The organism is Bacillus sp. SIMBA_154 (assembly GCF_046536015.1).
GTDB lineage: Bacteria > Bacillota > Bacilli > Bacillales > Bacillaceae > Bacillus > Bacillus pumilus_P.
The window spans coordinates 32,214-44,079 of the sequence record NZ_JAWJBV010000022.1 but is presented as its reverse complement, the minus strand read 5'-3'; the positions used below and the strand labels follow the sequence as shown (position 1 = coordinate 44,079).

General features: G+C 42.5%; 10 protein-coding genes. 9 read left to right on the top strand and 1 reads right to left on the bottom strand.

Annotated elements, in window-relative coordinates; translation table 11 throughout:
• Nucleotides 1–98 precede the first annotated feature (98 nt).
• On the bottom strand, nucleotides 99–1,928 hold the full coding sequence (locus tag R0K30_RS19550; protein WP_099727222.1) for an acyltransferase family protein: 1,830 nt from the start codon (nucleotides 1,926–1,928) through the stop codon (nucleotides 99–101).
• Between the two features lie 230 nt (nucleotides 1,929–2,158).
• On the opposite strand from R0K30_RS19550, the gene R0K30_RS19545 reads away from it, so the two are divergent.
• The 9 genes from R0K30_RS19545 (at nucleotide 2,159) to R0K30_RS19505 (ending at nucleotide 11,782) form a co-directional block, all read left to right on the top strand.
• Nucleotides 2,159–3,034: an aldose 1-epimerase family protein gene (locus tag R0K30_RS19545; RefSeq protein WP_230031650.1), complete on the top strand. Its 876-nt coding sequence runs from the start codon at nucleotides 2,159–2,161 to the stop codon at nucleotides 3,032–3,034.
• 61 nt (nucleotides 3,035–3,095) lie between these two features.
• The gene (gene deoR / locus R0K30_RS19540; protein WP_410612368.1) at nucleotides 3,096–4,040 is read left to right on the top strand and encodes a DNA-binding transcriptional repressor DeoR; all 945 of its coding nucleotides are present in this window, start codon (nucleotides 3,096–3,098) and stop codon (nucleotides 4,038–4,040) included.
• Nucleotides 4,041–4,124: 84 nt separating this feature from the next.
• The gene (deoC, locus tag R0K30_RS19535) at nucleotides 4,125–4,796 is read left to right on the top strand and encodes a deoxyribose-phosphate aldolase (RefSeq protein ID WP_256499151.1); all 672 of its coding nucleotides are present in this window, start codon (nucleotides 4,125–4,127) and stop codon (nucleotides 4,794–4,796) included.
• A 167-nt stretch (nucleotides 4,797–4,963) separates the two neighbouring features.
• Nucleotides 4,964–6,145 carry a NupC/NupG family nucleoside CNT transporter gene (locus tag R0K30_RS19530; RefSeq protein ID WP_410612365.1) on the top strand — a complete coding sequence of 394 codons (1,182 nt, stop codon included), beginning with the start codon at nucleotides 4,964–4,966 and terminating at the stop codon, nucleotides 6,143–6,145.
• A 24-nt stretch (nucleotides 6,146–6,169) separates the two neighbouring features.
• Nucleotides 6,170–7,471, top strand: a complete 1,302-nt coding sequence (locus R0K30_RS19525; protein WP_099727218.1) for a pyrimidine-nucleoside phosphorylase — start codon at nucleotides 6,170–6,172, stop codon at nucleotides 7,469–7,471.
• 326 nt (nucleotides 7,472–7,797) lie between these two features.
• Complete coding sequence (locus R0K30_RS19520) at nucleotides 7,798–8,241, top strand: MarR family winged helix-turn-helix transcriptional regulator (protein WP_099727217.1); 444 nt, start codon at nucleotides 7,798–7,800, stop codon at nucleotides 8,239–8,241.
• 13 nt (nucleotides 8,242–8,254) lie between these two features.
• A complete protein-coding gene (locus R0K30_RS19515) occupies nucleotides 8,255–8,893 on the top strand; it encodes a nitroreductase family protein (protein ID WP_099727216.1) in 639 nt (212 codons plus the stop codon).
• 25 nt (nucleotides 8,894–8,918) lie between these two features.
• Entirely contained in the window at nucleotides 8,919–9,212 is a 294-nt protein-coding gene (locus tag R0K30_RS19510) for a putative quinol monooxygenase (RefSeq protein WP_099727215.1), read from the top strand.
• A 188-nt stretch (nucleotides 9,213–9,400) separates the two neighbouring features.
• Nucleotides 9,401–11,782 carry an immune inhibitor A domain-containing protein gene (locus R0K30_RS19505; RefSeq protein WP_230031643.1) on the top strand — a complete coding sequence of 794 codons (2,382 nt, stop codon included), beginning with the start codon at nucleotides 9,401–9,403 and terminating at the stop codon, nucleotides 11,780–11,782.
• The last annotated feature ends 84 nt before the right edge of the window (nucleotides 11,783–11,866 follow it).

Here is an 11,866-nt window from a genome sequence, read left to right as displayed (position 1 = left end):
AACTGATATATTTTATCAAAATAAGTAAAAACCCCACTTTCACTTCAAGTAAAGGTGGGGTTTGTCTACGGTCTGAGACTAGCGCCATGCTAGTCTTTTTATGATGATGACGACACATCTCCTTTTTTCTTGATGCTTGCTGTAATGAGCTGTGTCAATGTGTCAGATCCTTTTGTTGAAAGATGGACACCATCTGGCTGAAAATAGGCTGGCTGTCCTGTAGCGGCCGAATGCCAATCGACCAAGGTCACATTGCGATGTTGATCGGCCACTCGCTGGATCACTGCATTCACATCATTTTCCCAAGACCTTGGAACTCTCGTGTTCACAAGGAAAATGTGTGCTTTTGAAAAATGCTGAATGAATGATGTCAAAGTGCCCTCAGTAAAATAACCATTTGTCCCAAGCTCAATAATAATGGCGGAATCAGCATGATTCAATGAAGCATATTGAGGGGCGATACTGATGGCTTCATTCATTTGTCTGCCAACCTTCGCATCAATGGTGATTTGTTCATATACCTTTTCGAGATTAGGAGCAATATCTAACATGACGGAATCACCAATGGCGAGAATTTGATGAAATTGTTTGTGATCTCCTGCTTTTTTTCCGTGTTTTTCTTTCTTTTTCTTTGCTTTTGATTCCGAAGGGTCAGGGTCTCCTGCTTTTTTTGGTGCCGTCTTAATTTGTGTCACTTCCTTGGCATGTGGGGATGTATGAGACGAGCTAGACATGCCAATTGTAAACAAAATCAAGAGAGCTGCGGTAATCCCAAGGAACACTTTATTGGACATAGACCATTGTTTGATTCCTTTTTTCCAAATAGACCAAGAGGCAAAATATTGTCTGAATCCAAGCTGTCGAATGGGCTGTTCGATCCAGCGATAGGAAGCCTCTGCAATCAGTAGAATTGCCATGAGCTGCAATGTGACACGCCCCATGGAAGGCTGTCCAATTTCAATAACCGGTGTGGTCAGCACAATGATGGGATAATGCCACAGGTAAATGCCATAAGACCGCTTCCCAAGCCAGACGAGGGGTTTAAAGGACAGCCATTTCCCCACGAGACTTGCAGGGTGGCATATGCATGCAATTAAGATTGCTGCATTAAGACAGAATAAAAACATACCGCCCTGGTAGAGAAAGCTGTCAAATTCGTCCACTGCATAAACACATAGAAGGAAAATCGCAAACGAACCAAATCCAGCGATATGTAAAATACGTCTGCCAACAGGAAGTAATTTTCTGCTAGACAGTCTTTGCATCGGCCAAACAAATGCGAGACTGCACCCAATCAGGAGCGCAAATGCACGAGTGTCTGTTCCATAATAAACCCTGCTTGGGTCAGTATCTGGCGAATAGAGAATCGCCATCCATAAGGCGGAGACGAGTGCAAGGCCAAAGGTGATCATGGGGAGGTGGGCTCTATTTTTCATCCATTTCAGTCCAGCAATCAACAGCACCGGCCAAATAATATAAAATTGCTCTTCTATTGCCAAAGACCATAAATTTTTCAGTGGAGATACAGCATTGAAGCTGTCAAAGTAAGAAAGCTGATGAAAAATGTACCACCAGTTACTCACATAAAAAAAGGATGATAAGGCATCGCCACGAATGGACAATAATGCGTTTGAACCAGCAATGGCGCACCAGCTGACAGTTAAAAAAATCATGATGTAGGCAGCTGGAAGAAGCCTTCTGATCCGGCCCATCCAAAATGGCAAAAGCTCTTGATAGCCCAAATCCTGCTTATGCAGCAAGATCGTCGTAATCAAGTAACCAGAAATCACAAAAAACAAATCAACGCCAAGAAACCCGCCGCTTGCGGGTCCGATATGTAAGTGATAAGCAATGACCGCCAATACGGCAACAGCCCTCAGCCCATCTAATCCTAATATGTAACGTAAACGGTTTTCCTTGCTGTTCATGAAAATGAATCCCCCATCAATGTCGAACGCTTCTTATTTGTTGTTTACTCCAAAAGAACAACGATTCTTTTATTTTATATAAGATTAGACGAATCAGCATCACATTTTGTTGGCGAATTTCTGTCTTTTTTAAAAAAATTTTTTTATTTGAAGAAGAATGGATGGGGTGGGAATACTCAAAACCAAAATCCCTGTCATAATAAAAGAAGAATGAAAGGGGGATGTGTTGAATGAGAACGATTGAAAATGATCAGCTATTGATTCAGATCAATAAGAGGGGTGCCGAAGTCAGAGAGGTGCTTCACAAGGAAAGTGGACGTCACTATATGTGGTCTGGTGATCCGGCTTATTGGGGCAGGGTCTCACCCGTCTTATTTCCGATTGTTGGACGATTAAAGGATGATCAATACAAGATAGGCGATCAAACGTATGAACTCTCGCAGCATGGATTTCTTCGTGATGTCGATTTTGATCTATTTGAAGAAGCGAAAGATAAAGTAGCTTTTCAATATCAATCAAATGGCCGCCACGTTGAGCAATATCCTTATGAATTTACAGCCCGCATTCGTTATGAACTGTCGGAAAATGGGCTGACGATTTCCTGGGAAATTGATCATGACGGAGATGACACGATGTATTTCTCTATTGGTGGGCACCCAGCATTTCATGTCCCGCTTGTTGAAGGGGAGCAAACAGCAGATTATTCACTGACATTGACACCTTCCACCGAACATGATCCAGTCCAATATGAACTTCAGGATTCACTTGTAAGAGAGAAGAGGAAAGGAGTTCAGCTTGAGCCGATTCAGCTCCAGGCAGAGCTTTTCCAGCATGATGCGATGATCTTTAGTCATATCAATCGAGTGTCATTGTTTTCCCAGGCAGGTCATGGGGTTGAGATCGACCTCAGTGGTTTTCCATTCGTTGGCATTTGGTCTCCTTATGATCAGGAAAAGAGAACGATGGCTCCTTTTGTTTGTATTGAGCCTTGGTATGGCATCGCCGATATGGAAGGGACGAATGGGCAGTACAAGGAGAAATTCGGCATTCAAACTTTAGAGAAGAATGAGACCTTCCGTGCCGCCTATACGATTTTCTTCAAATGAACATTTGTGCATGATCAGGTGAACAATTTGTTATGATAGAAGAAAAAAAGGAGGCGTACGAATGGATCGTGAGAAACAGCAACTAAGTATTGAAGCGGCAAGGCTCTATTATTTATCTGATTACAGTCAGCAGGAAATCGCCAAACAGCTTGATCTGTCTAGACCGACTGTGTCTCGGCTGCTTCAATATGCGAAGGAAAAAGGGTACGTCCAAATCACGGTGATGGACCCGTTTGAGGATTTAAACGAGCTGTCTTCATTGCTTAAGGAAAAATATGATCTGCTCGAAGCTCATGTAGTGTTTTCGCCAAAGGACGACTATCCGACCATCACCGATTACCTGAGCCAATTTGGTGCAGATTACTTGCAAGACACGGTGAAAGACGGTGATATCGTAGGGGTGAGCTGGGGAACCACGATGTATCAAATTGCACAAAACATGCAACCTAAACAGGTAAAAGGTGTAGAGGTTGTCCAGCTGAAGGGCGGAATCAGCCACTCACATGTCAATACATATTCTGCGGAAACCATCCAGCTGTTTGCGGAGGCCTTTCAAACAGCACCACGCTATTTGCCGCTTCCTGTTGTGTTTGATAGTGCAGCTGTTAAAGAGATGGTCGAACAGGACAGACATATTCAGCGGATCATTGAAATGGGCAAACAGGCGAATATCGCTGTGTTTACTGTTGGGACGGTAAGGGAAGAGGCGCTTTTGTTTAGGCTTGGTTATTTCCGTGAAGAAGAAAAAGCGCTGCTTAAGGCATCTAGCGTTGGAGATATTTGTTCACGCTTTTATGATCATGAAGGACGTATTTGCAGTGAAGCGATTAACAATCGGACAATAGGTGTGGAGCTTGATGATTTAAGGAAAAAAGAACGGTCTATTCTTGTCGCTGGCGGCCATCGAAAGGTTGCCTCTATCCACGGAGCACTTAGAGGAAAATATGCGAACGTATTGATCATTGATCAGCACACAGCAAGAGCTCTTTTAAATGTCACAAAATAGATGAACAAAATTTCATAACTATATTTACAATTGTTCAATAGTCATTTATGATGAAAGTATCATAATTAAAAGGAAGTGTGAAGCATGACGATAGCAAAGCTCATTGATCATACAGCACTAAAACCAGATACAACTAAAGCTGCGATTTTGCAGTTACTTGAAGAAGCAAAAACTCATCAATTTGCATCCGTTTGTGTCAATCCAACATGGGTGTCACTTGCAGCGAAAGAACTAGCAGGAACAGGCGTTGATGTATGTACAGTCATCGGTTTCCCGTTAGGCGCAAGTACAACGGCGGTCAAAGCATTCGAAACAAAGGATGCGATTGAAAACGGAGCAACAGAAGTGGACATGGTCATCAATATTGCGGCACTGAAAGAAGGCGCATATGATGTGGTTGAACAAGATATCCGTGCGGTTGTAGACGCAGCGAAAGGTAAGGCACTTGTGAAAGTCATCATTGAAGCGTGTTTACTCACAGATGAAGAGAAAGTACGAGCTTGTGAGCTTTCTGTGAAAGCTGGCGCTGATTTTGTGAAAACATCGACTGGATTTAGTACAGGCGGTGCAACCGTTGAGGACATCGCATTGATGCGTAAAACAGTCGGACCTGATATCGGTGTGAAAGCATCAGGCGGCGTGAGAACAAAAGAAGATGTTGAGGCTATGACAGCTGCAGGTGCTACCCGCATTGGTGCCAGTGCAGGCGTTTCCATTATTAAAGGGGATCAATCAGCTCCTTCGAAAGACTATTAATTCATACGGTCCTATGGTAGGATAACAATCATGATGCATTAAATGATGAAAAAGTCATATGCGGAAGGATCTCATTTATGGGAATTTCTTCCGCGATTTGTTTGCGAAATAGGGTTTATTCCATACAAGCGCATTAATGTAAACGAATTCATTCGAGGAGGAAAAACATGAAATACGTGATTGGTATCATCGGTTTGCTGGTGATTCTCGCCATTGCATGGCTGGCTAGTAACGGGAAAAAACGAGTGAAATTCCGTCCAGTCATTGTCATGATTGTACTGCAATTTATTTTAGGTTATATTCTGCTCAATACAGGTGTAGGAAATTTCCTAGTCGGAGGATTTGCAAAGGGATTCCAAATGCTTCTAGGCTATGCCGGTGAAGGAATCAACTTCGTATTTGGCGGGTTAATGAATGATAATGCGTCAACTTTCTTCATTAACGTCTTGCTGCCGATTGTCTTTATTTCTGCCTTGATCGGTATCCTGCAGCATTGGCGTATTCTCCCGCTTATCGTACGCGGAATCGGGTATTTGCTTAGTAAAGTGAATGGAATGGGGAAACTAGAATCCTACAACGCAGTAGCATCTGCGATTTTAGGTCAATCAGAAGTCTTTATTTCCATTAAGAAACAGCTCGGATTATTACCTCAGCAGCGTCTTTATACATTGTGTGCTTCTGCGATGTCGACTGTATCGATGTCCATTGTCGGTGCGTACATGCAAATGATTAAACCAGAGTACGTTGTGACAGCACTTGTGCTGAACCTATTTGGTGGATTTATTATCGCGTCTATCATCAATCCATATGAAGTGTCTAAGGACGAAGACATGCTCGAAGTTGTAGAAGAAGAAAAACAATCCTTCTTTGAAATGCTTGGCGAATATATCATGGATGGTTTCAAAGTAGCCATTGTTGTAGCTGCGATGCTGATTGGATTCGTTGCGTTAATTGCGATGATTAATGGAATTTTCACAGCGGTCATTGGCGTTTCTTTCCAAGATGTACTTGGATATGTTTTTGCTCCATTTGCTTTCCTAGTCGGTGTACCTTGGAGCGAAGCGGTACAAGCAGGAAGTATTATGGCAACCAAAATGGTGTCCAACGAATTTGTGGCGATGCTGGCGCTGTCTGGCGACGCTCTACATTTCACTGCACGTACAGAAGCCATCATCTCTGTATTCCTTGTATCATTTGCGAACTTCTCCTCTATAGGTATCATTGCTGGAGCAGTCAAAGGCTTAAACGAAAAACAAGGAAACGTTGTCGCACGCTTTGGATTAAAACTGTTATTCGGTGCAACACTCGTCAGCTTCTTAACTGCAGGCGTTGTCGGTTTGATTTACTAATTTAAAAAAGGAATGGTGAGAACAATGAGAATGGTAGATATCATTGCGAAAAAACGTGACGGAAAAGAATTATCTTCAGAGGAAATTTCTTTCTTTGTCAAAGGATATACGGACGGAACAATTCCTGACTACCAAGCAAGTGCCTTGGCTATGGCGATTTTCTTCCAAGATATGACGGATCAAGAACGTGCAGACTTAACACTCGCTATGGCGAACTCAGGTGATACGATTGACCTGTCTGCCATTGACGGCATTAAAGTAGATAAGCACTCAACAGGCGGCGTAGGCGATACAACAACTCTTGTACTCGCTCCTCTTGTGGCAGCACTTGATGTACCTGTTGCGAAAATGTCAGGGCGCGGCCTTGGGCATACAGGCGGTACAGTGGACAAGCTTGAAGCTGTGAAAGGCTTCCACGTAGAAATTACAAAAGACGAGTTCATCGAGCTGGTGAACCGTCATAAAGTAGCAGTCATTGGGCAATCAGGCAACCTCACACCAGCTGATAAAAAGCTGTATGCTCTTCGTGATGTGACAGGGACCGTTAACTCCATTCCGCTCATTGCAAGCTCCATTATGAGTAAGAAAATTGCTGCTGGTGCAGATGCAATCGTACTAGACGTGAAAACAGGTGCAGGTGCCTTCATGAAAACACCTGAAGACTCTGAGAAGCTGGCAAAAGCAATGGTTCGTATCGGAAACAACGTTGGCAGACAAACGATGGCTGTTATTTCTGACATGTCTCAGCCGTTAGGCTTAGCAATTGGAAATTCCCTTGAGGTGAAAGAAGCGATTGATACACTCCGAGGCGAAGGTCCTGAAGACTTAAACGAGCTTGTGCTCACATTAGGAAGTCAAATGGTTGTTCTTGCGAAAAAAGCAGAGACACTTGATGAAGCAAGAGAAAAGCTAATTGAAGTCATGAAAAACGGCAAAGCACTTGATAAATTCAAGGAATTCTTAGAAAATCAAGGTGGAGACGGCTCGATTGTAGATCAGCCGGAAAAACTGCCGCAAGCACCTTACCAAATCGAAGTTCCTGCAAAAGAATCAGGTGTGGTTGCTGAAATCGTCGCAGACGAAATCGGTGTTGCAGCGATGATTCTTGGAGCAGGACGTGCAACAAAAGAAGATGATATCGATTTATCTGTCGGCATCATGCTGAACAAAAAAGTGGGCGATCGTGTAGAAAAAGGCGAGTCTCTCGTGACGCTGCATGCGAATCGTGAAGATGTTGCGAATGTGATGGAGAAAATTTACGACAACATCCGCATTGCTGATCATGCCGATGCACCAACTTTAATTCACACCGTAATTACAGAATAAAGATAAAGGACAAAAGTGATTGATTGATCGCTTTTGTCTTTTTTTATGTCAATTTTAGTTAGAAAGGTGGGAGGGGATAATCCATGAGATGCTCAAACTGATTCTCTTCATTTTTGCTGTCTTGATCATCATTGGAATCATTAGTCACTATGCAGGACCAACATCGACAACAGGAACATAAGGCGGGCGTACAGCTCGTCTTTTTCTATTGAAAAAAATTTCACTTTATGAAACAAACCTCTTGCAATCATCAAACAATGGGTGTATATTAGTTGATGAGTCAATGATTGATATATCAACTAATTGATCTGAATAGAAAAGAGGGGATGGCATTGACAGCATTTTGCTCTGAAGAAGCAGAGATATTATATCGTTTGCAGTGTGTAAACCGTATGATGGGCGTGAAGTTCGAAGCATGCACGGGCATCAGCCAATCAAGACTGGAGTTGCTATCACTGTTATTTCAAGCCGATGAAATCAGCCAATCAGATTTACAGAAAAAAGTAAATATTGATAGTGCGGCTGTGACGCGTCACTTAAAACAGTTAGAAACAAAAGGGATGGTCACGCGCAGAAGAAAGCCGGAAGATAATCGAGTCACACTTGTCCGTCTGACAGAGGAAGGCAGAACAAGAATCGAAGCTTCTAAAAAAGAAAAAGAACGATTTATCTCAGAAATGCTTGAAAACGTAAGTGATGAAGAACGAAAGCTTCTCACTGATGTGCTCATCCGTTTACAACAAAACATCGAAAAGATTCAAACAACCTAAAGGAGTGTTACACATGGCTACAGCATTAAAAACAAACGATTTTATGGACATTATGAAAGGGCGCCGCTCGATTCGTAACTATGACCCAGCTGTAAAAATCAGCAAAGAAGAAATGACAGAGATTTTAGAAGAAGCAACAACTGCACCATCATCAGTGAATGCACAGCCTTGGCGCTTCATGGTTATTGACAGCCCAGAAGGAAAAGAAAAGCTTGCACCACTTGCAAAATTCAACCAAACTCAAGTGTCAACATCGGCAGCTGTCATTGCTGTATTTGCAGATATGAAAAACAATGAATACTTAGAAGAAATTTATTCAAAAGCAGTAGAGAACGGCTACATGCCGCAAGAAGTGAAAGAAAGACAAATTGCTGCATTAACTGCACATTTTGACGCTCTTCCAGAGCAAGTCAATCGCGAAACCATCTTAATTGACGGTGGAATTGTGTCTATGCAGCTTATGCTTGCTGCACGTGCACACGGCTATGATACAAACCCAATTGGCGGATATGATAAAGAAGTCATCGCTGAAACATTTGGCTGGGATAAAGAACGTTATGTACCAGTGATGCTGCTATCAATTGGGAAAGCTGCTGACGAAGGCTATGCATCTTACCGCTTACCGATTGATCGTATTACAGAGTGGAAATAATATCATTTCAAAAGGAGACGATTATATGATTATTACTCATGCAGGGATGACCATTCATCCAGAAAAAGAAAACGAATTTCTAGAAGAAATTAATGCATTAATGAAAGCTTCGCAAGCGGAAGAAGGCAATGTATCCTACAAGCTGTTCAAGGATACAGAAAAGGAAAATGCCTTTTTAATGTTAGAAGTGTGGAAAGATGAAGCAGCAGTTCAGAGCCATAATGCAAGTGCACATTTCCAAGCTTTCGTAGCGAAGGCAAAAGAATTCTTAGCCGCTCCACTTGATGTTGTTGCCTTTCAAGGCGAGCAGCTTTCATAGAAAACAACAATCACCCTAGGCGTTTATTGCCTAGGGTTCTTTTATTTTCGACACATGGTTCCGCCCGTTTCATTCCCGTATTGTGCATTTTCCACAAAGTTTCTGAAAATAAAATGTTTTTCGACTTAAGTATATTGGAATATGCTAGAATTAGATATTATTTATTACCAAATTAGGGAGGAACCAATATGAAAAAAGGGAAATGGACGAGCATAGCACTAACAGCTGTCCTCAGTTTAGGCACATTGACAGCTTTCAGCACACCTCTATCTGCCCACACCTCAGAAAAATCAACATCCTCAGACGGTGGTCATTATTCGGGTATTCCATTCGACGCAAGTGTCGTGAATGAAGACCGCCTCATCAAAGCCTTGAAAAAACAAGGGAAAATCAAAAACAATGCCAATGAGGCAGAAACCCAAAAGGCATTAAAGAACTATCTAAAGAAAAAAGAAGAAGCTGCGATGAAACAAAGCGCAAGCACCTTAACAGAAGAGCCTGAATTCCTGAAAGAATACAAACAAGAAGTACATAACAAACTAGCCCAAAAGAAAAAGTTAAAGAAGCATAAAGGAAAAGAAGGCAGCCAAGTAAAACCTGTCAAAAAAGAAAAGTATAAAGGCGACGTTCGCAATGATAAAGTACTGGTTTTATTAGTAGATTTTAAAGATTATAAGCATAATAGTATTAAAAAAGAAGAGACTGATATGTACTATGACAAGTACGATCAACAGCACTATCAAGATATGCTTTTCGGAAAAAATGGCTACATCGGTCCAGATGGAAAACGAAAAGTATCCATGAAGCAATATTATGAAAAGCAGTCCGGCGGCAGTTACACGGTCAGTGGAACAGTTGCTGGCTGGTATACAGCCAAGCATGAAGCAGCTTATTACGGCGGGAATGTCCCTGACGATGAAGGCAGTGATGGCAGACCGCGTGAATTGGTGAAAGAAGCCCTTGAAGCAGCAGCAAAAGATCCGAATATTGACCTCGGTGAATATGATCAATGGGACCGCTATGATGTTGATGGAGACGGCGTTTATAACGAGCCAGACGGCATCATTGATCATCTCATGGTCGTTCACGCTGGCGTAGGTGAAGAGGCAGGCGGCGGACAGCTCGGCTCTGACGCCATTTGGTCTCACCGCTGGTCACTTGGTGATGTATTTGAAATTCCGAATACTGAATCTGAAGCGGGTCAAGGCGGAAAATTAGGAGCATTAGATTACACCATTGAGCCTGAAGATGGTGCAGCAGGCGTTTTCACACATGAATTCGGGCATGATCTTGGTCTTCCTGATGAGTATGATACACAATACACAGGTAAAGGAGAGCCCGTTTCTTACTGGTCTATCATGTCAAGTGGGAGCTGGGCAGGTAAAGTACCTGGTACGGAACCAACAGGCTTTAGTCCATATGCAAAAGAAATGCTTCAAAACCTGCATGGCGGCAACTGGCTTTCAGGACAAACCATTGATGGTAAAACATTAAAGAAAAGCAAAACAGTATTAATTGATGAAGCAGCAACAAAAGGAACCAACCATGATGCGGTTCGCGTAGATTTACCAGATAAAGAGATTGTGGTCACAAAGCCTGCCGAGGGGAAATACGCGTACTTCAGCGGGACGGGTGACAATTTGAATGCAACCATGACGACAACAGGTATTGATTTGTCGAAGGGAAGCAAAGCAGAGCTTACGTTTAAAGCATGGTACGATATCGAAGAAGATTATGATTATGCATATGTAGAAGTTCGTGAAACTGGAACCGAGCAATGGAAAACCATTGCTGGTAACATAACAAATGACCGAAATGAAGCAGGTGCTAACGAAGGTAATGGCATCGACGGAAAATCAGACGGCTGGGTAGATGCAGCCTTTGATCTTTCTGCTTATGCAGGGAAGAAAATCGATCTGCAATTCCGATACACAACCGATGCAGGCTATTCGCTACCAGGCTTGTTCGTAGATGATCTGAACGTAACAGCAAATGGAACGAAAGTGTGGTCAGATGATGCCGAGGGAACGTCCACTTTCACCTTCAATGGTTTCTCGCAGTCTAATGGAAAACAATATGCAGCGCAATACTATTTACTAGAGTGGCGCTCTTATGCTGATGTCGATAAAGGCTTAAAGTCTATCAAACGTGGAGCAAGTCTGATGAGCTATAATAACGGTTTGGTCGTGTGGTATGTCGATCAATCGTATAGTGATAACTGGGTAGGAAAGCATCCAGGGAACGGCTTCCTTGGTGTCGTAGATGCGGATCAGCAAGTATTGAAATGGAGTGACGGCTCCATCGCGGCGACAGGTTTCCAAGTACATGATGCAGCATTCTCTTTGAATCCAAGTACGAAGCTGAATATTGATTATACAGCGACAACAGGCTTAACCTTGGAAGATCGCTATATTCGTCCGACTCGTACATTTAGTGATCAAAAGAATTATGTGAATCCAAATAACCCAGATGCAGGACGCGATGTGCCGACATATGGTCTATCCTTTAAAGTCATTGGACAAAGTAAGGATCGTTCTGTTGGAAAGGTATTAATTTCTAAAAGTAACTAAACAGAAAGCCGGATTCTACCATTGAATCCGGCTTTTTGATGTGTTGAGATAAGGATTTTTATCACATGATCGTTTTTTGATCGA